Source organism: Pseudomonas sp. W2Jun17 (assembly GCF_023127795.1).
Taxonomy (GTDB): Bacteria; Pseudomonadota; Gammaproteobacteria; order Pseudomonadales; family Pseudomonadaceae; genus Aquipseudomonas; species Aquipseudomonas synxantha_A.
Window position 1 is genome coordinate 233,777 of the sequence record NZ_SPKO01000040.1, and the last position, 23,602, is coordinate 257,378.

A 23,602-nucleotide genomic window follows, 5' to 3' on the forward strand; every position below is an offset into this window, starting at 1 on the left:
TATAGTGGCCGTTACCTAAATAACGGATATGTACTCGGCCCAACCACCCAACCACCCGGTCACATCGTCAACGTGGGGCTGTCGCGCAGCCCCCTCCCACATTGGACCTGTGGTGTGAATTACACCCTGAACTGATCCATCAACTTCATCTGCTGGCTGGCCAGGGCATTGAGCTGGCTGCTGATCGCCGCCGACTCGGTGGCCTGGCCGGTGAGGGTTTCGGTCACGGTGCGAATCGCCGAGACGTTGCGGTTGACCTCTTCGGCCACCGCGCTCTGCTCTTCGGCGGCGCTGGCGATTTGCAGGTTCATGTCGCTGATCACCGTGACCGCGTCACTGATCTTGCCCAGCGCCTGCACCGCCTGATGGATCTGCCCGGCATTGCTCTGGGCCTGGTGCTGACTGGAGTGCATGGTCGCCACTACCCCACGGGTACCGCTCTGGATACGCTCGATCACCAGGCGGATTTCCTCGACCGAATCCTGGGTGCGTTTGGCCAGGTTGCGTACTTCGTCGGCCACTACCGCAAACCCGCGCCCGCTTTCGCCGGCGCGTGCTGCTTCGATCGCGGCGTTCAATGCCAGCAGGTTGGTCTGTTCGGCAATGCTGCGGATCACTTCCAGGACTGAACCGATTTGCTCGCTGTTGACTGCCAGGGCTTCGACTTCGGTCACGGCCTTGCTGACTTCCTCGGCAAGGGTGGTGATGTCGCGGGTGCTCTGCTCGATGATCGACATGCCTTCGCGGGCCGACTGATCGGCGCCGCGTGCCGCGCTGGCGGCATTGGAGGCGCTGTTGGCGACGTCGTGGGCGGTGGCGCTCATTTCATTCGACGCGGTGGCGACCTGGTCGATTTCACGGAACTGCACCTGCATACCTTCGCTGGTCTGGCGTGCAATGGCCGAGGATTGATCCGCCGTACCTCGGGCTTCGGTGATGCTTTGTTTGATCTGGGCGATGGTCGGCTGCAGCTTGTCGAGGAAGCGGTTGAACCAGTTCACCAGCTCGCCCAGTTCGTCTTTCTTGGTGTAGGCCAGGCGTTGGGTGAGGTCGCCGTCGCCGCTGGCAATGTCCTTGAGCATGGCCGCCACGCTGTTGATCGGACGGGTCACGCCGGTGGCGGTCAGCCAGATCAGCAACAAGCCCAGCAAGCCGGCGGCGGCTGCCACCAGCAAGGCTTTGAGGGTGCCGGTAGCCTGGGCTTCGTCGAGCACGGCTTGTAGCTTTTCGTTATCAGCCAGCATCACGCTTTTAGGCAGTTTGATCACCACACCCCAGGATTTGGCATCGGCAATCGGCTTGACCGGGTACACGGCGCGAATCGTGTCGTTCTGTTCGCGGATCATGGGCCGATCATTGCCCAGCAGTTGCACGATCTCCTTGCCTTCGGCGCCGAGGGTGTCGACCAGGTTCTTGCCGACCCTGGCCGGTTCGCCGCTGTAGGCTGCAATCAGGCCGGTGCTGGACAGGATTTCCAGGTGAGCAGCACCGTTGAACACGTCCTTTTGTGCCGCATCGGTGGTGGCTTGCAGGGCAGTGAGGGCGATATCGACACCCACGACGCCGATGACTTTGCCGTCGACGATCAGAGGCAGGGAAATGGTGGTCATCAGCACAGGTTTGCCGGCCACCGTGTCTTCATACGGGTCCAGCAGGCAGGTGCTGCGGGTGTCCCGTGGGCAGGTATACCAAATGTTGTAAGGCGTGCCGCTGAGGTTGAGGGTGGTCTTGGTCAGGTCATCCTCGACCATGATGGTGTTCAGGCTTTCGCCGCCGGCACGGCTCCAGTAGCTGGAAAAGCGACCTTTTTCGTTGGAGACGCGAGCCTTGTCGTCAACGAATTCACTGTCCTTGCCATCCAGGCCGTTGGGCTCGAACGACAGCCAGATGCCCAGCACCTTGGTGTTGCGCTCGAACGCGGTTTTCACGCTCTGGTTGATTTCTTCGCGCAGGGCGCCGGCTTCAATGGAGCGCTTGGTCCCCAACTGACGCAGGTCCTTGATCTGGTCGGCGAGGGCGGTAACCGCCAGCAGGTTTTCACCGAAGGTCTTTTGTAACTGTACGGCCTGTTCAGCGGCCTTGGCTTGCAGCAGCTGTTCCACGCTGGCGGTGAGCATTCGTGAGCTTGAATCACTGACCAACCGATCGTTCTGGTTGGTGTTGTAGATATTGATGCCGACCACCAGTGCGATCACTCCCAGCAGGCAGAGGCCGGACAGCAGCACGATTTTCAAGCGGATAGAAAGGGTGTCGAACATAGGTTCACTCACGAATGGACTTGTGGGTATGCACGCAGCAGAGCCAAGTCCATTCGGCGCCGTTCCTGAAACATCGGCGTCACAAATCAATTCATGAGTAATAGGCGATGAGCGGTAGGAAAATGCCTACGCCGGGCGTTATACGGGCCGTGCGAGCTGCTCGGGGCGGGACCAGATCCACAGGTTGCCCAGGCTCATCCCGGCGATTGCCAGGTACACCGGCCAGCCATGATCAAGCATCACCAGCATCAGCAGGGCACACAGCAACATGCTTACGGTGGCGCTGACCTTGGCCCGGCGTGCAATGATCTTGCCGTTGCGCCAGTTGAACAGGATCGGCCCGAACAGGCGGTGGTTTTCCAGCCAGGCGCTCAGGCGCGGTGAGCTTTTGGTGGCGGCCCAGGCGGCCAGCAGGATGAATTCGGTGGTCGGCAAACCCGGTATGACAATCGCGACCAAACCGATCCCCAGGCTGACGTAGGCCAGCAGGCCATAGAGAAGTTGGGCGATCTTTGAGGAGGATTGGGTTTTGCCGGTCATGCTGCAATTTTCTGGTGGGAGGGTTTACACATGATCTGCCATGAAATGCACTCAAATGTGGGAGCTGGCTTGCCTGCTCCCACATTGAACCGATGTCTACCGGAACATTTACGCCATTTCTGGGGCGCTAGCGTACGCCTGTTCCAGCAACACGGTGAAGCGCACAAACGCATCGATCGCGCCTTTTTCTACCGCAGCTTCTTCTTCGGCGCTGAACTCCAGGCTGTCGAGGGTGCGGGTGAAGCTTTTCCAGCCTTCGGCGCGGCCACCGGCCGGTTCGCCCAGGTGGCGGGCCCCGAAGGTTTCGCTCAGGCCCAGGCCGACGGCGCGCTTGATCAGAAACGCGGCGCCCAGCTTGGAGCCTTCGGACACGAACAGCCAACCCAGGGCTTCGGCCTGGCTTGGGTTTTTCACCGCGCCGGCGACTGGAGCCGGAACGTCGGTGTCCAGGTCAGCCAGGTCGAGCTTGGCGGCTTCGGCGCGGCAGCGGGCGGCCAGGTCGGGAATGATCGTGTTCAGCGCGGCATCGTTGTACAGCGCCACCAGTTCCGACTGGAACAGGTACTGGGCCACCACGAAGCGGGCGAAGTTGGCTTGGGTTTCGAACGGCGCATGAGCCTTCACCAACGCATCCAGCTTGGTGTGCGGTTCATTGGTGATCTGGTTCAGGCGCTGGGAGCGCAGGCTTGGGCGTTCTGCGGTAGGAGAAGCGGTCATGTAAAAAGGTCCTTGAAAGAGGGAGCGCCTGGGTGCCCTTAAAGAGAGCTGTTATCAACTAGACGAACAAGAAGACGTGGCACAGTAAAAAATCCTCCCCCCGCCGCTGATGGATTCCGGCGAGGTGAGGCGGGTGGATCAGATGTCCCAGATCAGGTTGATCGCAAAGTTGCGACCGGGCTGGGTCAGGCGGTCAAGGTTGGCCGGGCCGGTTACGCCAGCTTCGCCGACGCTGTCGTAACTGCGCACGTCATCCCAGTTCCAGTACTTCTTGTCGGTGAGGTTGTAGAGGCCACCGTTGATGGTCACGTCGTTGGTGACCTTGTAGTAGGCGGTCAGGTCGAGGATGCCGAAGCCCGGGGTCTTGAACGGGCCGTCGGTGCTGCCGTCGGGAGCGTGGAAGGTGGTGCTGTCGACGCGGTTCTGTTTTTTCACCAGGGTCCAGCTCAGCAGGCCGCCGTAATTGTCCTGGTCGTAGCCCAGGCCAAACACGCCCTTGAGCGGGTTGACGCTGTTCAATGGTTCGCCATTGTCGTCGTTGCGACCGTGGGCGTAGGCAATCGAACCCTGGGTGTACAGTCCCTTCGGCGCGCCGAACGCATCCAGGTTCAGGCGGCCCTTGGCTTCCATGCCCTTGATGGTGGCGCGCTTGATATTGACGGCCTGGAACTGCTCCACGGTGCCGCCGACCACGGCGTTGTCTTCGTCGATAAAGTCGCGGTACTTGTTGTAGTACACCGCGATGTCGAAGGAGCCTTCGTCAAACTTGCCGCGTATCCCGGTCTCGATGCCTTTGCTGGTCTCCGGCTTGAGGTCGGGGTTGGGTTCGACGGTGTAGCCAATGTTGAGGTTTTCGAAGCGGCCATACAGGGCCTTCGCCGAGGGGGTGCGGAAGCCTTCGGCGTATTGGCCGAACCAGGTGTAGTTATCGGTCAGGGCGTAGGTCAGGCCGAACTTTGGCGTGACGCGGTGCCAGGTTTTGTCCTTGCCATCGACGGCATATTCGCCGGTCGGGTTGACGGTGTTGAGGAACTCCTGGGTCAGCTTGGGCTTGAGCCGGGTGTAGTCATACCGCACGGCGGGCAGGAAGGTCCATTTATCCCAGCTGATCTGGTCCTGGGCAAACAACGAGTAAGTGTTGATGGTCGGGTCGGGGAAGTCGCTCGCCTTCTTCACGCTGTCGCTTGCTTGCGGGCTGGGCGCGCCGATGGCGGTGCAGCCGCCACCAATGGCCAGGCACGAGGCGGAGCCTTCGCGCGAGCCGGTGACTTTCTGCTGCTTGAGGGTGGTGCCGTAGGTCACCTGGTGGTCGGTTTCGCCGACGCTGAACGCCTTGTCCAGTTGAGCGTCGAAGACCCACTGTTTTTCTTCGTAAAGGGTGTCGCGGGTACGCAGTACGCGGCGACCAGCCTGGTAGATCTCGGCGGTGGTCTGGTCGGTCTTGGCGATCTGGTAGTTGAGGCTGGTCTTGATGCGATCAGCAATCGGCGACTCCAGGGCAAAAGTGTTTTCCAGGCCGAAGCGCTCGCGGGTGATGGTGTCGTTGCCCGAGCGGGCACGGTAGAGGTTCATGCCTCGACCGCCGATGAACGGGCCGCCTACGGCATTCTTCAGGTTGACGTCGCGGTCATCCTTGAACTTCTCGTAGGTCAGGCCCAGGCGGTTTTCATCACCATAGTTCCAGCCCAGCTTGGCCAGCACGTTGGTGGTGCGCGCGTCTTCCGGGTTGGCGCCGGTGCGGGCCAGGCCGGTGGCGTTGTTGCCGTCGTAGGATTCGGTTTCATGACCATTGCGCTGGCTCAGGTGCAGCAAGCCATCGAAGTCCTGTACCCGTCCTGCGAAGGTGCCGGAGGTCAGCCAGCTCTCGTCGGCGGAGCTGTAGCCGGTCTTGAGGCGGGCGCCGACGTCCTTGCCGGGCTTGATGATATCGTCCGGGTCGAGGGTGAAATAGCTCACCGCGCCGCCGATGGCGTTGCTGCCGTACAGGGCCGAGGCCGGGCCGCGCAGGATCTCCACGCGCTTGACGATTTCCGGGTCGACGTAGTTGCGACGGGTCTTGGCGTAGGGGCCGTTGAAGAAGTTGTTGGGCACTTCGACGCCGTCCACCTGGGTGAGGATGCGGTCGCCGTCGATACCACGGATGTTATAGCCCGCGTTGCCTGAGCGGGTGCCGGCGCCGCCGACGGAGACACCGGGCTCGTAGCGCACCAGTTCGCGGATGTTGTTGGTGTTCTGGCGGTCCAGTTCCTCGCGGTCGTGCACGCTGACGGTGCTGGGTACGCTGTTCACATCCTGTTCGTTACGGGTGGCGCTGATGGTCACCTGTTGCAGGGCGAGGGCGCCGCCCGCGGCGCGTTTCTCCAGCACGATGTTGTTATTGCCCAGTTTGCGGTAGCTCAGGTTGGTCCCCACCAACAACCGCTCCAGGGCTTTTTCCGGCGACAGCGGGCCGCGCACGCCAGGGGACGACACTCCCTGGCCCAGCTCTGCCGGCAGGCCGACTTGCCAGCCGGTCACCGCGGTAAAGGCGTTGAGCGCCGACACCAGCGGTTGCTGCTCGATGCTGAAGTTGTAATTACCGTGGCTGCGAGGGGCGGGTTCGGCGGCGGTGGCGCTCATGACGGGCGCGCCAGCCAGCAGGATCGCAGCGGTCAGCAAAGACAAAACGGGCGAAGAACACCGGCGGTTGAAACGAGAGGACATCGAGAGCGCTCCGGGATACGAATCTTATAGTTGCGAACTGAACCAAATAGGAATCAGTTGCATTGGCTATAACGAGACGTATCGCCGGTTAACATCGAGTAAAAATAATTCTCATTTAGTTCAGGATCACCAGCGCCGGGTATTCCGACAGCTTGGCCGAGGTGATGTGGGCCAGGGAGCGCACCACGTCCAGGGGCTGGTCGAGACGATAGTTGCCGGTGACGGCGACGCTGGCCAGTTGCTCATTGTTGTTGACGATCCAGCCAGGGTAATAGCGGCGCAGTTCAGCCAGGACTTCGCTCAGCGGGCAATTTTCGAACACCAGACGACCCTGCACCCAGGCCAGATCCTTGCCGACATCGAGCTTGGCCGGTTGGCCGAAACCCTTGGGGCCGATGCGGATGCTTTGCCCGGCACTCAGGCGTACGCGGGCATCGTCGAAGCTGTTGCTCAGGTCGACATCGCCACGCTGCACCTGTACCTGGGCCTCGCCATCGAGGTAGCGCACGGCGAAGGCGGTGTCGCGCACGCTGGCACGCACGGGGCCGGCGTCGATTTCCAGGGCCAGGCCACGGCTGGGGGCTATGTCGAAGAACGCTTCGCCCTGGTACAGGCGCGCAATGCGCTGGTGGTCGGTGATGCGGCTGGAAAATGCCGAGTTGGTGTTGAGCAGCACCTTGGACCCATCGTCCAGTTGCAGGCGCTGGCGCTCGCCGACCACGGTGAGGTGATCGGCCTGCAAGCGCACCGGCAAGTTGCTGAAGCTGAACAGACCGATCAACAGCACGGCCGCGGTGGCCAAGGGCTTCCAGTGCGGTTTGATCCGGCGCCAGCCGCTTGGCTTGCGTGGCATCGCCAGGGCCACGGCGGCGCTGTGTACCGGTGCACCTGCCCAGGCCGCCTGGGCCTTGCTGAACGCGTGGACATGCGCCGGGTCCTCGGCCAGCCAGGCGTCGAACTCGGCCTGCTGCCCGGGTTGCGGGCACTGCAAGGCGATCAGCCAATCGAGGGCTTGGTCCATGGCCGTGTCTTGCAGCACCTCATGAGCCAACGCATGGGGGCGCAGTTTATTCGGGTCCGTCACGGTGTTCCTCGGGTCTTCGCCACGTTCTATTCATTTTTTCGTACAGCATGGATCGATAGCTCTGTCGGATGGAGCTTAAGGCTGATCCAGCCGTTCGGCCACACCTACACAGATGGCCATGATCAATTTCAGTTCCTTTTGTACGGTGCTCAAGGACACGTTCAACTGATCGGCAATCTCCTGGTAGCTGCAACCGTGCAGGCGGCTGAGGATGAAAATCCGCTGCTGACGAGCGCTCAGCTGGCCGAGGCTGACGCTCAGATGCTCCAGCAGTTGCTCGGCCTGAATGGCTTCTTCAGGCGTGCTGGCAGGGGCGGCGACGCTTTGCAGCACGTCCAGCGGGACGTCTTCCTGCAACGTGCGGGCCTGGATCCGGCGCGAGCGCAGGTGATCCAGCGCCAGGTTGCGCGCGGTCTGGTACACAAAGGGTTCAAGGTGGTCGATCGGCCGCTCGCTCAGGGCCCGAGTGACGCGCAGGTAGGTTTCCTGCAACAGGTCCTCGGCAGTGCTGTGGTTATTCACCATCCGCTGCAAGGTGCGTAACAGAATCACCCGTTGGGTGAGAAAGACTTGGTTGAAGCGAGATTGGCTCACAGTGATACCAGACCGATTTGCAGCGAATGATAATGCTTATCATCAACCGAAATGGCAAGTGGCTATTTCCCTGAACCTACTCTGGACAAAATGTAACTGTGGGAGGGGGCTTGCTCCCTCCCACAGGTGGGATTACTCGGCGTTGCACAGCGCCAGGCAGTTATCCAGCATACGGTTGGAGAAGCCCCACTCGTTGTCGTACCAGGCCAGCACCTTGAGCAGCTTGCCGCTGACCTTGGTGTGATTGGCATCGAAGATCGACGACAGCGGGTTATGGTTGAAGTCACTGGAAACCAGCGGCAGGGTGTTGTAACCGAGGATCTTCGAGTGCTGGCTGGCCTGTTTCAGCAGGGCGTTGACTTCATCGGCCGTGGCTTCTTTCTTCAACTGCACAGTCAGGTCCACCAGAGACACGTTGATCACCGGTACCCGCACCGCCATGCCGGTCAGCTTGCCCGCCAGTTCCGGCAGCACCAGGCCAACGGCTTCAGCCGCGCCGGTTTTGCTCGGGATCATGTTCTGGGTGGCCGAGCGCGCGCGGTACGGGTCGGTGTGGTAGACGTCGGTCAGGTTCTGGTCGTTGGTGTAGGCGTGAATGGTGGTCATCAGGCCGCTTTCGATACCCAGCTCACGGTGCAGCACCTGCGCGACCGGCGCCAGGCAGTTGGTGGTGCACGACGCGTTGGAGATGATCTGGTGGGACTGACGCAAAATGTCATGGTTTACGCCATAAACCACAGTGGCATCCGCGCCCTTGGCCGGAGCCGAGATGATCACCTTGCGCGCGCCGGCGGTAATATGGGCGGCAGCCTTGTCACGGTCGGTGAACAGGCCGGTGCATTCGAACACCACGTCGATCTTGTGCGCAGCCCACGGCAGGTCGGCGGGGTTGCGAATGGCACTGACGGCAATCCGGTCACCATTGACGGTCAGGCTTTCCTGATCGTGGGCGACCTCTGCATCGAAAGTGCCGTGTACGGTGTCGTACTTGAGCAGGTGGGCGTTGATCGAACTGTCGCCCAAATCATTGATGGCGACGATCTGCAAATCCTGGCGATAGCCTTGGGTATACAGTGCGCGCAGGACATTACGGCCGATACGGCCAAAACCATTGATTGCGATACGTAGAGTCATTGGAAAAGTGCCTGTCGTCGATTTGTTGTAAGAATTACAAGATTATTCGCATAAAAATAGAAAACAAGCCTTTTTAGTGGCAATATTTTGTTCAATCTACAACGAGTGACCTGAATCAACTGGTCCGATGATCCAAACGACCCCCTGCCATCCCATGAGCCGTGGGCGTTTGATCAGCATAGACACTCAGGTCGCCACATCCGTTAGCCTGGAGTTCTATACATGCATCCCCGCGTTCTTGAGGTCACCGAACGGCTTATCGCCCGCAGCCGCGCCACCCGCGAGGCTTACCTTGCGCTCATCCGCGGCGCAGCCAGCGACGGTCCGATGCGTGGCAAGCTGCAATGCGCCAACTTTGCCCACGGTGTGGCCGGTTGCGGCACCGAAGACAAAAACAGCCTGCGCATGATGAATGCTGCCAACGTGGCAATTGTTTCTTCTTATAACGACATGCTCTCGGCGCATCAGCCCTACGAACATTTTCCTGAACAAATAAAGAAAGCCCTGCGTGAAGTGGGCTCGGTCGGCCAGTTCGCCGGCGGCACCCCCGCCATGTGCGACGGTGTGACCCAGGGCGAGCCGGGCATGGAACTGAGCCTGCTCAGCCGTGAAGTCATCGCCATGTCCACGGCGGTAGCGCTGTCCCACAACATGTTCGACGCCGCGCTGATGCTGGGGATCTGCGACAAGATCGTCCCCGGCCTGATGATGGGCGCGCTGCGCTACGGCCATCTGCCGATGATCTTCGTGCCCGGCGGCCCGATGCCGTCGGGTATCTCCAACAAGCAGAAAGCCGATGTGCGCCAGCGCTACGCCGAAGGCAAGGCCAGTCGCGAAGAGCTGCTGGAATCGGAGATGAAGTCCTACCACAGCCCCGGCACCTGTACCTTCTACGGCACCGCCAACACCAACCAGTTGTTGATGGAAGTGATGGGCCTGCATTTGCCGGGCGCGTCATTCGTCAATCCGTACACGCCACTGCGTGACGCGTTGACCCGCGAAGCGGCGCACCAGGTCACGCGCTTGACCAAGGCCAATGGCAACTTCACGCCGATCGGCGAGATCGTCGACGAGAAATCCATCGTCAACTCCATCGTTGCGCTAAACGCTACCGGCGGTTCCACCAACCATACGCTGCACATGCCGGCCATCGCCATGTCGGCGGGCATCATCCTGACCTGGCAAGACATGGCCGACCTCTCCGAGGTGGTGCCGACCCTGTCCCACGTGTACCCAAACGGCAAGGCCGACATCAACCACTTCCAGGCGGCGGGTGGCATGTCGTTCCTGATCCGCGAACTGCTCGAAGCCGGCCTGCTCCACGAAGACGTCAACACCGTGGCCGGCAAGGGCTTGAGCCGCTATATCCAGGAGCCGTTCCTGGTGGACGGCGAGCTGGTCTGGCGCGATGGCCCGATCGAGAGCCTCGACGAAACCATCCTGCGCCCCGTGGCCCGTGCGTTCTCGCCGGAAGGCGGCTTGCGCGTGATGGAAGGCAACCTTGGCCGTGGCGTGATGAAAGTTTCGGCTGTCGCGCCCGAGCATCAGGTGGTTGAAGCGCCGGCGGTGGTGTTCCAGGACCAGCAAGACCTGGCCGACGCCTTCAAGGCGGGCCAGCTGGAAAAAGACTTCGTTGCGGTGATGCGCTTTCAGGGGCCACGTTCCAACGGTATGCCGGAATTGCACAAGATGACCCCGTTTCTCGGCGTGTTGCAGGACCGTGGTTTCAAAGTGGCGTTGGTAACAGATGGGCGAATGTCCGGCGCCTCGGGTAAGATCCCTGCCGCGATCCACGTCAACCCCGAAGCCCAGAGCGGCGGGCCGCTGGCGCGGGTCCAGGATGGCGATATCATCCGCGTCGATGGCGTCACCGGCACCCTGGAGCTTAAAGTGGACGCCGAAGTATTTGCAGCGCGCGCGCCTGCCACGGGCCTGTTGGGCAATAACGTGGGAGCAGGTCGCGAGCTGTTTGCATTCATGCGCTTGGCCGCAAGCTCCGCAGAGCAGGGCGCCAGCGCCTTTACCTCTGCCTTGGAGACGCTTAAGTGAAGCTTGCGCTGGTCGGTGATATCGGGGGTACCAACGCCCGTTTTGCGTTATGGCGAGATCAGGAGCTGCATTCGATCCGCGTGCATGCCACAGCGGATCACCAAAGCCCTGAAGAAGCGATCAAGGTCTATCTCGCAGAGGAAGGCCTGGAAATCGGGGACATCGGTGCGGTGTGCCTGTCGGTGGCCGGGCCGGTGAGTGGCGAGGAGTTCAAGTTCACCAACAATCACTGGCGCCTGAGCAAGACGGCGTTTTGCCAAGCCCTGCAAGTGGATGAACTGCTGCTGGTCAATGATTTCTCGGCCATGGCCCTGGGCATGACGCGTCTTAAGCCCGACGAGTTCCGCGTGGTCTGCGAAGGCACGCCGGAGCCTTTGCGCCCAGCGGTGGTGATCGGCCCGGGCACTGGCCTGGGCGTTGGCACCTTGCTGGACCTTGGCGCCGGGCGTTTCGCGGCATTGCCGGGGGAGGGCGGGCACGTCGACCTGCCCCTGAGCAGCCCGCGGGAAACCCAGCTGTGGCAGCATATTTACACGGAGATCGGCCATGTCAGCGCCGAGACCGTATTGAGCGGCGGCGGGTTGCCGCGTCTGTATCGCGCTATTTGTGCGGTGGACGGGCACGAGCCGGTGCTGGATACGCCCGAAGCCATCACCGCAGCGGGCCTGGCCGGTGACGCGGTCGCCATGGAAGTGCTGGACCAGTTCAGCATCTGGCTGGGGCGGGTCGCGGGCAATAACGTCTTGACCACCGGTGGGCGCGGTGGCGTGTACATCGTGGGTGGGGTGATACCCAGGTTTGCCGACTTCTTTATCGCCAGCGGTTTCGCCAAAAGTTTTGCGGATAAAGGCTGCATGAGCGACTACTTCAAAGGTATTCCGGTGTGGTTGGTGACAGCGCCGTATTCGGGGCTGACCGGGGCTGGCGTGGCGCTTGAGCAGGCTTTTGCATAGGCTGTGATGGCCTCTTCGCGAGCAAGCCCGCTTCCACATTTGACCGCGTTCCAACTCTGGAATGCAGGCAAATGTGGGAGGGGGCTTGCCCCCGATGAGGCCCTACAGAACACCCCATAACAACAAGGAGGCCCCCGTGAGCGTAATCAGTAAATCCATTCTCCTCGTCGACGACGACCAGGAGATCCGCGAATTGCTGCAAACCTACCTCAGTCGCGCCGGCTTCCAGGTCCGTGGCGTGGCCGATGGTGCGGGGTTCCGCCAGGCGATGAACGAGGCGCCGTGCGACCTGGTCATCCTCGATGTGATGTTGCCGGATGAAGACGGGTTCAGTCTGTGCCGCTGGATCCGCCAGCACCCGCGCCAGGCGCAGGTACCGATCATCATGCTCACCGCCAGTTCCGACGAAGCCGACCGCGTGATCGGCCTGGAACTGGGCGCTGACGACTATATCGGCAAGCCGTTCAGCCCTCGCGAGTTGCAGGCGCGGATCAAGGCGCTGCTGCGCCGTTGCCAATTCGGCCAGGAGCGCAGCACTGGCGGTGATGTGCTGGTCTTCGATGAATGGCGCCTGGACATGATCAGCCACCGCTTGTTTCACGTTGATGGCGAAGAGGTCATCCTTTCCGGCGCGGACTTTGCCTTGCTCAAGTTGTTTCTTGATCACCCGCAACAGATCCTCGACCGCGACACTATCGGCAACGCTACCCGTGGCCGTGACCTGATGCCGCTTGACCGTATCGTCGATATGGCCGTCAGCCGTCTGCGCCAACGCCTGCGCGATACCGAAAAACCCCCGAGGCTGATCCGCACCGTGCGCGGCAGCGGTTATCAACTGGCAGCCAGCGTGGTTGCCGGCAATGCCCACTGAACCTTTGACCGAGCGCCGCCGCCGCTTTCCGGTGCCACGCTCGCTGCTGGGGCGCATGTTGCTGCTGACCTTGCTCGCCGTGCTGTTCGCCCAGGCGCTGTCCAGCGTGATCTGGGTGTCGCAATTGCGCGCCACCCAGCTTGAGGGCCTGGTGACCAGCGCCCGCAGCCTGGCGCACTCGATGACCGCCAGCGTGAGTTATTTCCGTTCGCTGCCGGTGGCCTATCGACCTTTGGTCCTTGATCAGTTGCGCAGCATGGGCGGTACCCGCTTTGTAGTGACCCTCAATGATCGCCCGCTGGATATGGCGATCCTGCCGCAGACGCCACGCAAGCAAGCGGTGCTGGAGGCGGTCGATGAGGTGCTACGCCAAACCCTGGGCGCCGATGTACATATCTCGGTGGAGTTCGTCAGCGCCGAAGACCTGCGCATCTTCAATGCCGGCCTCAAGCTCGACGAACTGCCACGCTCCTGGGCCCATTACGCGTTAACCCTGGAGCCGGTTAACCCACCGGTATTGGTCACCCAGATTCAACTGGCTCCCGGCGAATGGCTGTACATCGCCTCGCTGTTGCCAGAGCCGTACACCAGCCTTGAAGAACAGGGCCTGCCGTCCCAGCAGGTGTGGTTTATCGTGCTGACCAGTGGTTTTTTGCTGCTGTTTATCGGTTTGCTGGTGCATTGGCAAAGCCGGCCGCTCAAGCGCCTGGCGCGGGCGGCGCGGGATATGTCGCTGGGCGCCGATGTAGAACCGGTGGCCGAAGGCGGCGGCAGTGAAGTGGTGGAGGTGGGCCGCGCATTCAACGCAATGCGCGAACGCATCAGCCGTTACCTGACCGAGCGCAGCCAGTTGTTCAGCGCAATTTCCCACGACTTGCGCACCCCGATTACCCGCCTGCGGTTGCGTGTGGAATTGCTCGAAGACGAGAACCTGCAAACCAAATTCGGCCGCGACCTGGATGAGCTGGAACTGCTGGTCAAAGGCGCGCTGCAATGCGTGAAAGACACCGACATCCACGAAAACATCCAGCCGGTTGACCTCAATCATGTACTCGAATGCCTGGTGGAACCGTACCTGGCGCCCAACGGCAACGGCCGGGTAACCCTTGAAGGCGCGGCCCTGGCGGCCTACCCGGGCAAGCCGCTGGCGCTCAAGCGTTGCATCGGTAACCTGATCGACAACGCCTTGAAGTACGGGCAGAACGCGCATCTGCATATCGAGGACGATGGTGTGCAGTTCGTCCTGCATGTGGATGACGAAGGCCCCGGTGTGCCGGAGCAGCGTCTGGAGCAGGTGTTCGAACCGCACTTTCGCCTGGCCGGCCAGCAGCAGGGGTATGGCCTGGGGCTGGGGATCGCGCGCAACATTGCCCATAGCCATGGCGGTGAAGTGAGTTTGCAGAACCTGCGCGAAGGCGGCTTGCGCGTCACCCTGCAACTACCAAGAACCTTGGACTAACAAACACCTGAGCTGCGTACATCAGATGCTTTGGCGCAACCGGGCCAGGTCGCGCAGCGGTGGCGCTCCAAACAACCGGCTGTATTCCCGGCTGAATTGCGACGGGCTTTCATACCCCACCCGATACCCCGCGGCCGAGGCTTCCAGTCCTTCGGCAATCATCAAGCGCCGGGCTTCCTGCAAGCGCAGCTGCTTCTGGTACTGCAGCGGGCTCATGGCCGTAATCGCCTTGAAGCGATGGTGCAAGGTCGAGACGCTCAGGTTCACTTCCTTGGCCAGGTCGTCGATGCGCAGCGGTTGTTCGTAGTTGCCGTTCAACCACTTGATCGCCTGGCTGACGCGATGGCTCTGGCTGTTGGCCACGGCAATTTCATACAGGCGATAACCCTGTGGGCCCCGCAGCAAGCGATAGAGGATTTCACGGTTGATCAACGGCGCGAGCATGGCGATGTCTTTGGGCGTATCCAGCAGGCGGGCCAGGCGCAGCACGGCGTCGAGCAACGGGGTGTCGATGCGGTCCACATACATGCCGCGAGAGGTGGGACGCGACGGCACCCCCATAGGCCCGGCTTCGGCAATCAGCGCGGTGAGCTGGGCCGGATCGATATTGATGCGGACCGACAGGTTGGGGTCTTGCGGGGTGGCATCGATGATTCTGCCGGCTACCGGCATGGCGACCGAGAACACCAGATAATTGAGCGGGTCGTAGGCAAAGATTTCGTCGGCCAGGCGCACTTCCTTGCTGCCGCTGGCGAGGATGCACAGCGCAGGTTCCACCAGCACCGGCATGAAATCCCGTGGCGTGTTGTGGCGGTTCAGATACAGCGAGGTGATCGCCGTGCCGTAGGAGCCATCTTCCCAGGTGTGGCGGTGCACGATACTGGCCAGCTCGGCGCGTTGTTTCTCCATCTCGGCATCGACGGGGATGGGCTTTGGTTCGGGCGACGACATGGGGCGTCCTCTACACGCTGCTTTGATGGGCTCAGCTTAGCGGCAGCTTTTCAAAAAGTGTTACGTCGATTCTGCAGGATCCTTGCCTGATCCTGCGATAGGTAGTGAATCAGGCAAGCAGGCCGCCTGTCATCTCCCTGAAACACTGGGCCGGTGCATGGAATAAATCCCGGGGGCCAAATGTCCTCTCTATGTTTCTCGCAGGATTGTGCAATAAGCCTGCAGGAATCGACTAACCGCATCCACAGCTGGGCCGCTATCTTTGATCCTGTGGCAACACACCCTCACCGTGCTTGCCGAGCATCACTTCTCAACGGGAGAGTCGAACATGTCCACCCCCATTCCCGCGAGCCACATGGCCTTTATCCGCGCCCGTAGCGGGTGCAGCACCGAACTCGGTGCACGCTTGAGCAGTTTGATCGAACCGGGTCGCCAAGCCTCAGGTTGCCTGCAATTTTCGTTGCAGCATTCCCAGGTCGATCCTGATGTATGGCTGGTATCAGGTTTTTGGAGCAGCGAGGAGGCAATGAGTGCCTACTTCAGCTCACCGACCTTGATGATTTTTACGGAGTTGCTCAACGACATGGTCGTGCGCAGCATGGACTTCCAGACCTTCACCGATGCATCTGCCGTCAACGCCTACGGCGAGTACCTGCAACTGGCCGGTTGAACCGGTTTACAATGGCCGACTTTTCCATTGGCCAGGACCTGCAACATGGCACGTAAACAATTTGCCCACCACGAAGCCGTTTCCGCCTTGATGCGTGAAGAAGAGGGTGGCTATAGCGCTGCCATCGCCGTCAAGGCACTGGATGGCATGGGCGCCCCCAAGTTCCACAAGATCCTTGACGGGCAGAAGTTCAAGACGGCTTCGGATGCCGATGATGCGGCCACTGTGCAGCTAGAGGACCTGGTCGACGTGGACGCGGAAGGTCAACTGACTTGGGCAACGGCTTCCAACTAACGAACGCTGCCGATCAAATGTGGGAGGGGGCTTGCTCCCGATAGCGGTGTATCAGCCAGCAAATTTTTAGCTGATACATAGCCATCGGGAGCAAGCCCCCTCCCACAATTTGACTGTATGTCAGTCAGGGTTTTGTGGCGCCTGGGCGGTACATCTTGAACAGCGCTTGCGGCCCCAACTGGAAGTAATCCGCCGGGCCGCCGCCGCGCAAAATCGGCTCGGCGGCAGCAGTGTCGTAGATCCCATCCTTTAGCAACCACTTGGCGATGTGCACCGCAACCACTTCGCCCAGTACCAGCCAACTCGGCACCAGCTCCTTGTCGGCGCGTTGCAGTTGGATGATCTGCGTCACTTTGCATTCAAACGACACCGGGCTCTCGCCGACGCGGGGTACAGCGACGACTTTCGAAGCCACCGGCGTCAGGCCGGACAACTCGAATTCATTCACATCCGGTGAGACCGCCGCGCAACTCTGGTTCATCTGCTCGGCCAACGGGCGAGTGGCCAGGTTCCACACAAACTCGCCGGTCTGCTCAATGTTATTCAAGCTGTCTTTGCGCCCCACACTGGAAAACCCAATGATCGGTGGGATGTAGTTGAATGCATTGAAGAAGCTGTAAGGCGCCAGGTTCAGGCGGCCTTCGCTGTCGTGCGAGGAGATCCAGCCAATCGGGCGTGGGCCGACGATGGCATTGAACGGGTCATGGGGCAGGCCGTGGCCGTTGGCGGGTTCGTAGAAGTGAATATCGTCGGACATGACCTGTTCTGCTCTCGATTCTGGGGCCCACATCATATCCAATGTGGGAGGGGGGTTGTCCCCTCCCACATTTTTTAGTCCGTGGTAATCCGCGAGTGCTTGCGGGTGTCTTTCATGGTCACGTAGACCATCAGCGACACTGCGATACACGCGGTCACGTACCAGTAGTAGCCAGTTTCCATACCGATGCTCTTGAACCACAGCGCGATGTATTCAGCGGTACCGCCGAAGATCGACACCGTCAGCGCATACGGCAGGCCCACGCCCAGGGCGCGGATTTCGGTGGGGAACAGTTCGGCTTTCACCACGGCGTTGATCGAGGTATAGCCGCTGACGATGATCAGCGCTGCCATGATCAGGAAGAACGCGCCCCACCAGCTCTGGATGGTGTGCAGGGTGGTGAGGATCGGCACGGTGAACAGGGTACCCAGGACACCGAAGGCAATCAGGATCGGGCGACGACCGACTTTATCCGAAAGCCCGCCGATGATCGGCTGCAGGCACATGAACAGAAACAGCGTGGCTGCCGAAATGGTGGTGGAGTCGGAGATGCTCATGCCGACCGTGTTCACCAGGTATTTCTGCATATAGGTGGTGTAGGTGTAGAACGCCAGGGTGCCGCCCATGGTCAGGCCGACCACGGTCATCAGTTCCTTGGGGTGGCGCATCAAGGTGCGCATTGCGCTTTCCTTGGCCTTTTCCTTCTTGGTGAACGACTCGGTTTCTTCCATGCCACGACGCAGATAGAGCGCGACCACTGCACACAAGGCGCCGATGGCGAACGGGATACGCCAGCCCCATGCGTACAACTGTTCGGTAGTCAGCAGTTGTTGCAGCACGATCAGCACCGCCAGCGCGATGAGTTGGCCGGAGATCAGGGTCACGTATTGGAAGCTGGAGTAGAAACCACGACGTTCCTTGGTCGCCATCTCGCTGAGGTAAGTGGCGGAAGTGCCGTATTCGCCACCGACCGACAGGCCCTGCAGCAAACGGGCAAACACCAGCAGGATCGGCGCACCGATACCGATGAGTTCATAGCCAGGGCTCAGGGCAATCAGCAGCGAGCCGAAGCACATCAGGTAGACCGAGGCCATCAGGGCTTTTTTACGCCCGACCTTGTCGGCATACAGGCCCATCAGCCAACCACCGATAGGGCGCATCAGGAAGCCCACGGCGAAGATCGCGGCGGTGTTGAGCAGTTGGGCGGTGGTGTCGCCTTTGGGGAAGAACGTCTTGGCGAAGTACAGCGAGAAGGCGGCGTAGACGTACCAGTCGTACCACTCGACCATGTTGCCGACCGATCCACTGAAGATCGACTTGATGCGGCTGGAAGTGGTGCGTTCTTTTGCCGGCGCAGACGCCGATCCCAGAGGCAGGGAGTTGGAGTTATCCATTGAAGGATCCTTCATCTAGTTGTTTTTATGGAGCGTGCTTGAGCACTGCCTGGCTTGAGCTATAGCAGAAGCTGTGCCAAGTGGATGAAGGCCCGGAATAGAAGGGTTGCGAGGTTTTTTTGAGCGGAAAGTTGCCGATTATTTTTGCGGGATGAGCGGAAATCCGCTTATGGTTTGCTCGCGAAGACGTCCTTGCAATCGCTACATAAGCAGGATCAGAGGAACATTTCCCGCACCAACCCATGCCGCTGCATCTTTTCATTGAGGGTCCGTCGCGGCAGTTGCAGCTCGGCCAGCACCGCTTTGATATCGCCTTTATGCCGGGTCAGCGCGGCTTTCAGGCAATGCGCCTCGAAAGCCTCCTGCTGCGCCGCCAGCGATTGCCCAGGTTCAATACCTTCAGGTTCAGGCTCTCCAAGCCCCAGCACCTGGCGCTCGGCGACGTTGGCCAGTTCACGTACGTTGCCCGGCCAGTCATGGATGAGCAGGCGACTCAGCTGCGGCCCACTCAATGGCTCAAGATGGCGGCCCAAACGTTCGGCAGCGCTTTGGGCGAAATGCTCATACAACAACGGAATGTCTTCGCGACGCTCGCGCAGGGGCGGCAGGCGCAGTTGTGCGACGTTCAGGCGATAAGCCAGGTCCTCGCGAAAACGCCCGGCGCGTGCTTCTTCGAGCAGGTCCGGCTTGGTAGCGGCGATGATGCGCAGGTCGACATTGATGCTCTGGTTGGAACCCAATCGCTCCAACTTCTGCTCTTGCAACACGCGCAGCAGTTTTACCTGTTGCGCCAGGGGCATGCTTTCGATTTCGTCGAGGAACACGGTGCCGCCATGGGCGTACTCCAGCTTGCCGATACGCTTGCCTTGGGCGCCGGTGAAGGCGCCGCTTTCGTGGCCGAACAGCTCGGCTTCAAATAATTGCTCGGGGATAGCCGCGCAATTGAGCGCCACAAACGGCTTTTTGGCTCGTGGGCCGAAATCATGCAGGCAGCGGGCAACCAGTTCTTTACCGCTGCCGGTCTCGCCACGGATCAACACATTGACCGGCAGTGTCGCCAGGTCCAGCACCTGGCGACGCAGGGTTTGCAGGCCCTTGGACACCCCCAACAAGCTGGATTCCAGTTGTGCACGGTGATCGGCCTGTTGGTGCAGGCGACGGTTTTCCAGGATCAGGCCGCGCTTGTCCAGCGCCCGACGCAGGCTGTTGAGCAGGGCATCCGGGCTGAAGGGTTTTTCCAGGAAGTCGTAGGCGCCGTCGCGCATGGCTTCGACGGCCATCGGCACGTCACCATGGCCGGTGAGCAAAATCACCGGCAAGTCAGCATCGCGCCGCTGTACCTCGGCCAGCAATTCAAGGCCACTGAGCCCGGGCATACGCACATCGCTCAAGATCACCCCGGGGAAGTCCTTCGGCAGGTGCGCCAGGCATTCCTCGGCACGGCTGTACAACTGAACGTCAAACCCCGACAGGCTCAGCCACTGCTCGACGGCCGTACGAATGCTGGCTTCGTCATCCACCACAATCACTGCGTTCAACATAGGTCAGGTGTCTCCAGCGCGACGGGCAGGGTCAGGGTAAAGACTGCGCCGTCGCCACGATTACCGGCGATCAGGCGCCCGCCCAATTCATGCACGATAGCGTAGGACACCGCCAGGCCCAAGCCGAGCCCGTCACCCACCGGTTTGGTGGTGAAGAACGGGTCGAATACGTTGTTCAAATGTTCTTCGGCAATCCCGCCACCGCTGTCGCTGACGCTCAACTGCCACAGCTGCTCATCGGCGTGCAGACGGATTTCCAGGCGTTTGCGCGGCTTGTCGGCCATGGCGTCCAGGGCGTTGCGCAGCAGGTTGATCAGCACCTGTTCCAAGCGAATCGCATCGCCGCGTACCCAGGCCGGGCGGGCCAGGTCCAGCACCACGCCGATGGCCTCATCGCGTAGGCGCGCGTCAAGCAGGTGCAGGGACTGGTCGACCACGGTGGCCAGATCCAGGCGTTCGCGCAGGCCGCTGGGGCTTTTGCGTGCGAAGGTCTTGAGGTGGCCGGTCAGCGCGGCCATGCGCGTCAGCATGTCATCCAACGGCGTGAGCGCCTTGTAGGCGTCGTCCACACGGCCATGGTCGAGCAACAGCCGCAGGGTGGCCAGCTGCATACGTTGTGCGGTCAGCGGTTGATTGATCTCATGGGCAAGGGCGGCGGACATCTGCCCCAGCGCCGCCAGTTTGGCTGATTGAACCAGGCCATCCTGGGCGGTGCGCAGGGCCTGGGTGCGTTCTTCTACCAAGTGTTCGAGTTCTTCGCGGCTGCGTTGGCGAAGGCGAGCCAGGCGCCAGCGTTGACTCAGGAACAGCACAAGAAACACCAGCGCCAGCCAGGACCCGGCGGCGGCGAGGCCGGCATTGCGTTGGTCTTCAAACGGGAACTGCGGTTTGCGCAGCAGGTGCAGGGTCCAGCCTTCGGCTTTCAGCGGCAGGGATTCCCAGATGTAGTTGGCGCTGCCGTCCGGGCCGTTGACGCGCATCAGGTGGCTGTTGTCGTCGAAGCGCTGCAGGGTCTGGGTCTCCAATGGTTGCAGCTGCTTCTTGTCGTATTGGCGAGTGGCCTTGAGTTCCGCCAGGTCACTCTCTGATAGCGGCCGCAGGTTGCGATAACGCCAGCCCGGCTGGTTGGCGATAAACACAATGCCGCGTGCATCGCTGACCAGCAGCAAGTCATTGCCCTGAGCCCATTCGCGTTCCAGTTCGGGAAACTCCAGCTTGACCACCATGGCGCCGAGGAACTGCTCGTGTTCATCGACCACCGCGCTGGACAGGAAATACCCCGGAATGCCGGTCGTCACCCCCACCGCGTAAAAGCGCCCGGTGCCTTGGCTCAAGGTCTGGCTGAAATACGGACGGAACGCGTAATTGTGGCCGACATAGCTGCTGGGCAAATTCCAGTTGCTGGCGGCCACCGCCAGGCCGGTGCGGTCCATCAGCTCCAGGGTGGAGGACTGGGCGGCGCCGTTGATGCGTTCGAGCTTGCGATTGAGTACGTCCTGGGTGGCGCTATCGAGTGGGCCCTTCAGCGCGCTGATCATTTCCGAATCCAGCGCCAGCACGGCGGGGAGGGCGCGGTAGCGTTCGATCAAGGTATGCAGCGAGTTGGCATACAACGCCAGCTGTTGATTGGCTCGAGCGGCTTCATCCACCAGGGCCTGGCGCTCGGCATGGCGGGTGGCCAAGGCGGCGGCCAGCACTGCGCCGGCGATGATCAGCAACGAGTAAAATGTCAGACGCAGAGGGCGAGGGATCACGATCATACGATGATGAGCAGGCACAGTGAGGGGCGAGCACCATAGCATGAGCTGTCTGGATCTTGTGGCGAACGAGCTTGTGTGGGAGCTGGCTTGCCTGCGATGCAGACACCTCGGTGCTTCAGTCACACCGAATTGATGTCATCGCAGGCAAGCCAGCTCCCACATTTGACAGAGTTCGCCATGGCAATCGCTTCAGGTATAAAAAAGGCGACTGGGCCATGGGCCGCAGTCGCCTTTATGCTTGTGGAGAAAGCGCTTACTGCACTTCCACCGCCAGGCTCTCACTGATCTTTTTCTGCCAGATGGCAGGACCGGTGATGTGTACCGATTCGCCGTTGCTATCGACTGCAACGGTGACCGGCATGTCTTTCACGTCGAACTCGTAGATGGCTTCCATGCCCAGCTCGGCGAACGCCACCACGCGGGACTTCTTGATCGCTTGGGCCACCAGGTAGGCGGCGCCGCCCACGGCCATCAGGTACACGGCCTTATGGTCCTTGATCGCTTCGATAGCAGTAGGGCCGCGCTCGGACTTGCCGATCATGCCCAACAGGCCGGTCTGCTCGAGGATCTGACGGGTGAACTTGTCCATCCGCGTCGCGGTGGTCGGGCCCGCTGGGCCAACCACTTCCTCGCGCACCGGATCAACCGGGCCGACGTAGTAGATAAAGCGGCCCTTGAGGTCCACCGGCAGGGTTTCGCCCTTGTTCAGCATCTCGACCATGCGCTTGTGCGCCGCGTCGCGACCGGTGAGCATCTTGCCGTTGAGCAATACGGTTTCGCCCGGCTTCCAGCTCTGCACTTCTTCCGGGGTCAGGGTATCGAGGTTGACGCGGCGGGCCGATGGGCCGGCTTCCCAGACGATTTCCGGGTAGGCGTCCAGCGATGGCGCGTCCAGCGACGCCGGGCCCGAACCGTCGAGCACGAAGTGCGCGTGACGGGTGGCGGCGCAGTTGGGGATCATGCACACCGGCAGGGACGCGGCGTGAGTCGGGTAGTCCATGATCTTCACGTCGAGCACGGTGGTCAGGCCACCCAGGCCCTGGGCGCCGATGCCCAGTTGGTTGACCTTCTCGAACAGCTCCAGGCGCATCTCTTCGATACGGTTCTGCGGGCCGCGCTTTTTCAGCTCGTGGATGTCGATGGATTCCATCAACACTTCCTTGGCCATTACCGCGGCTTTCTCGGCAGTGCCGCCGATGCCGATGCCGAGCATACCTGGTGGGCACCAGCCGGCACCCATGGTCGGAACGGTCTTGAGCACCCAGTCGACGATCGAGTCGGACGGGTTGAGCATAGCCATTTTCGACTTGTTCTCGGAACCGCCGCCCTTGGCCGCCACGTCCACTTCCACGGTGTTACCCGGGACGATGGAGTAGTGGATCACCGCAGGGGTGTTGTCCTTGGTGTTCTTGCGCGCGCCTGCCGGGTCGGCGAGGATCGAGGCACGCAGAACGTTTTCCGGCAGGTTGTAGGCGCGACGCACGCCTTCGTTGATCATGTCGTCCAGGCCCATGGTGGCGCCGTCCCAGCGCACATCCATGCCTACGCGCACGAACACGGTGACGATACCGGTGTCCTGGCAGATCGGGCGATGGCCGGTGGCACACATGCGCGAGTTGATCAGGATCTGGGCGATGGAGTCACGGGCCGCCGGCGATTCTTCGCGCAGGTAGGCTTCGTGCATGGCCTGGATGAAATCAACGGGGTGGTAGTAGGAAATGAATTGCAGGGCGTCGGCAACGCTCTGAATCAGGTCGTCTTGCTTGATCACGGTCATGAGTCGCGCTCCTCTATAAGGGAACATTCAATAAAGGTGGCTTCAGTGTTACGTCGGTCGGCTGAAACCATCTTTCCAAGGCACGCCAAAGTGGTG

The 23,602-nt window shown here is 61.0% G+C and carries 19 protein-coding genes; 6 read left to right on the top strand and 13 right to left on the bottom strand.

Translation table 11 applies throughout. From position 1 onward, the window contains the following. Positions 1-119: 119 nt before the first annotated feature. The 7 genes from E4O98_RS27195 to gap form a co-directional block, all read right to left on the bottom strand. Positions 120-2,258: a methyl-accepting chemotaxis protein gene (locus E4O98_RS27195; protein WP_248136754.1), complete on the bottom strand. Its 2,139-nt coding sequence runs from the start codon at positions 2,256-2,258 to the stop codon at positions 120-122. A 138-nt stretch (positions 2,259-2,396) separates the two neighbouring features. Then, complete coding sequence (locus E4O98_RS27200) at positions 2,397-2,798, bottom strand: YbaN family protein (RefSeq protein ID WP_032879662.1); 402 nt, start codon at positions 2,796-2,798, stop codon at positions 2,397-2,399. Between the two features lie 108 nt (positions 2,799-2,906). Continuing rightward, the gene (locus tag E4O98_RS27205) at positions 2,907-3,515 is read right to left on the bottom strand and encodes a biliverdin-producing heme oxygenase (RefSeq protein ID WP_078822215.1); all 609 of its coding nucleotides are present in this window, start codon (positions 3,513-3,515) and stop codon (positions 2,907-2,909) included. 138 nt (positions 3,516-3,653) lie between these two features. Continuing rightward, positions 3,654-6,218, bottom strand: coding sequence for a TonB-dependent receptor (locus tag E4O98_RS27210; protein WP_032879664.1), 2,565 nt, complete (start codon positions 6,216-6,218; stop codon positions 3,654-3,656). Positions 6,219-6,333: 115 nt separating this feature from the next. Continuing rightward, on the bottom strand, positions 6,334-7,302 hold the full coding sequence (locus E4O98_RS27215; protein WP_248136756.1) for a FecR domain-containing protein: 969 nt from the start codon (positions 7,300-7,302) through the stop codon (positions 6,334-6,336). A gap of 75 nt (positions 7,303-7,377) precedes the next feature. After that, complete coding sequence (locus tag E4O98_RS27220; RefSeq protein ID WP_005791005.1) at positions 7,378-7,896, bottom strand: sigma-70 family RNA polymerase sigma factor; 519 nt, start codon at positions 7,894-7,896, stop codon at positions 7,378-7,380. A 132-nt stretch (positions 7,897-8,028) separates the two neighbouring features. Beyond that, positions 8,029-9,030 carry a type I glyceraldehyde-3-phosphate dehydrogenase gene (gene gap / locus E4O98_RS27225; RefSeq protein WP_005791003.1) on the bottom strand — a complete coding sequence of 334 codons (1,002 nt, stop codon included), beginning with the start codon at positions 9,028-9,030 and terminating at the stop codon, positions 8,029-8,031. 222 nt (positions 9,031-9,252) lie between these two features. Here gap and edd point away from each other — a divergent pair, with 222 nt between their 5' ends. The 4 genes from edd (at position 9,253) to E4O98_RS27245 (ending at position 14,362) form a co-directional block, all read left to right on the top strand. Next, positions 9,253-11,079 (top strand): phosphogluconate dehydratase, encoded by a 1,827-nt coding sequence (edd, locus tag E4O98_RS27230; protein WP_032879666.1) that lies wholly within the window; start codon positions 9,253-9,255, stop codon positions 11,077-11,079. Continuing rightward, complete coding sequence (locus E4O98_RS27235) at positions 11,076-12,032, top strand: glucokinase (protein WP_078822212.1); 957 nt, start codon at positions 11,076-11,078, stop codon at positions 12,030-12,032. Before edd ends, E4O98_RS27235 begins: the two co-directional genes overlap by 4 nt. A 136-nt stretch (positions 12,033-12,168) precedes the next feature. Continuing rightward, entirely contained in the window at positions 12,169-12,903 is a 735-nt protein-coding gene (locus tag E4O98_RS27240) for a response regulator transcription factor (RefSeq protein WP_005790997.1), read from the top strand. After that, entirely contained in the window at positions 12,893-14,362 is a 1,470-nt protein-coding gene (locus E4O98_RS27245) for an ATP-binding protein (RefSeq protein ID WP_032879668.1), read from the top strand. The genes E4O98_RS27240 and E4O98_RS27245 overlap by 11 nt, the downstream gene beginning before the upstream one ends. Positions 14,363-14,383: 21 nt before the next feature. Here E4O98_RS27245 and E4O98_RS27250 read toward each other — a convergent pair whose 3' ends face one another. Continuing rightward, entirely contained in the window at positions 14,384-15,313 is a 930-nt protein-coding gene (locus E4O98_RS27250) for an AraC family transcriptional regulator (protein ID WP_032879669.1), read from the bottom strand. Between the two features lie 328 nt (positions 15,314-15,641). Between E4O98_RS27250 and E4O98_RS27255 the strand changes: the two genes are divergently transcribed. Continuing rightward, entirely contained in the window at positions 15,642-15,983 is a 342-nt protein-coding gene (locus E4O98_RS27255; RefSeq protein ID WP_248136758.1) for an antibiotic biosynthesis monooxygenase family protein, read from the top strand. Between the two features lie 45 nt (positions 15,984-16,028). Continuing rightward, complete coding sequence (locus tag E4O98_RS27260; RefSeq protein ID WP_078822210.1) at positions 16,029-16,277, top strand: hypothetical protein; 249 nt, start codon at positions 16,029-16,031, stop codon at positions 16,275-16,277. A gap of 124 nt (positions 16,278-16,401) precedes the next feature. Here E4O98_RS27260 and E4O98_RS27265 read toward each other — a convergent pair whose 3' ends face one another. From E4O98_RS27265 to E4O98_RS27285, 5 genes are all read right to left on the bottom strand, one after another. After that, entirely contained in the window at positions 16,402-17,034 is a 633-nt protein-coding gene (locus E4O98_RS27265; protein WP_032879672.1) for a flavin reductase family protein, read from the bottom strand. 74 nt (positions 17,035-17,108) lie between these two features. Further along, positions 17,109-18,428, bottom strand: coding sequence for an MFS transporter (locus tag E4O98_RS27270; protein WP_005790985.1), 1,320 nt, complete (start codon positions 18,426-18,428; stop codon positions 17,109-17,111). A gap of 215 nt (positions 18,429-18,643) precedes the next feature. After that, positions 18,644-19,969, bottom strand: coding sequence for a sigma-54 dependent transcriptional regulator (locus E4O98_RS27275; protein ID WP_248136760.1), 1,326 nt, complete (start codon positions 19,967-19,969; stop codon positions 18,644-18,646). Further along, positions 19,963-21,729, bottom strand: coding sequence for an ATP-binding protein (locus E4O98_RS27280; protein ID WP_248136762.1), 1,767 nt, complete (start codon positions 21,727-21,729; stop codon positions 19,963-19,965). The genes E4O98_RS27275 and E4O98_RS27280 overlap by 7 nt, the downstream gene beginning before the upstream one ends. Positions 21,730-21,982: 253 nt before the next feature. Next, entirely contained in the window at positions 21,983-23,506 is a 1,524-nt protein-coding gene (locus tag E4O98_RS27285; RefSeq protein WP_248136764.1) for a fumarate hydratase, read from the bottom strand. Positions 23,507-23,602 lie beyond the last annotated feature (96 nt).

Coding starts and splice junctions, on each gene's coding strand:
- gap (WP_005791003.1), bottom strand. CDS start 9,030: ATGACTCTACGTATCGCAATCAATGGTTTTGGCCGTATCGGCCGTAAT.
- E4O98_RS27210 (WP_032879664.1), bottom strand. CDS start 6,218: ATGTCCTCTCGTTTCAACCGCCGGTGTTCTTCGCCCGTTTTGTCTTTG.
- E4O98_RS27195 (WP_248136754.1), bottom strand. CDS start 2,258: ATGTTCGACACCCTTTCTATCCGCTTGAAAATCGTGCTGCTGTCCGGC.
- E4O98_RS27265 (WP_032879672.1), bottom strand. CDS start 17,034: ATGTCCGACGATATTCACTTCTACGAACCCGCCAACGGCCACGGCCTG.
- E4O98_RS27285 (WP_248136764.1), bottom strand. CDS start 23,506: ATGACCGTGATCAAGCAAGACGACCTGATTCAGAGCGTTGCCGACGCC.
- E4O98_RS27280 (WP_248136762.1), bottom strand. CDS start 21,729: ATGATCGTGATCCCTCGCCCTCTGCGTCTGACATTTTACTCGTTGCTG.
- edd (WP_032879666.1), top strand. CDS start 9,253: ATGCATCCCCGCGTTCTTGAGGTCACCGAACGGCTTATCGCCCGCAGC.
- E4O98_RS27250 (WP_032879669.1), bottom strand. CDS start 15,313: ATGTCGTCGCCCGAACCAAAGCCCATCCCCGTCGATGCCGAGATGGAG.
- E4O98_RS27275 (WP_248136760.1), bottom strand. CDS start 19,969: ATGTTGAACGCAGTGATTGTGGTGGATGACGAAGCCAGCATTCGTACG.
- E4O98_RS27205 (WP_078822215.1), bottom strand. CDS start 3,515: ATGACCGCTTCTCCTACCGCAGAACGCCCAAGCCTGCGCTCCCAGCGC.
- E4O98_RS27270 (WP_005790985.1), bottom strand. CDS start 18,428: ATGGATAACTCCAACTCCCTGCCTCTGGGATCGGCGTCTGCGCCGGCA.
- E4O98_RS27245 (WP_032879668.1), top strand. CDS start 12,893: ATGCCCACTGAACCTTTGACCGAGCGCCGCCGCCGCTTTCCGGTGCCA.
- E4O98_RS27260 (WP_078822210.1), top strand. CDS start 16,029: ATGGCACGTAAACAATTTGCCCACCACGAAGCCGTTTCCGCCTTGATG.
- E4O98_RS27255 (WP_248136758.1), top strand. CDS start 15,642: ATGTCCACCCCCATTCCCGCGAGCCACATGGCCTTTATCCGCGCCCGT.
- E4O98_RS27200 (WP_032879662.1), bottom strand. CDS start 2,798: ATGACCGGCAAAACCCAATCCTCCTCAAAGATCGCCCAACTTCTCTAT.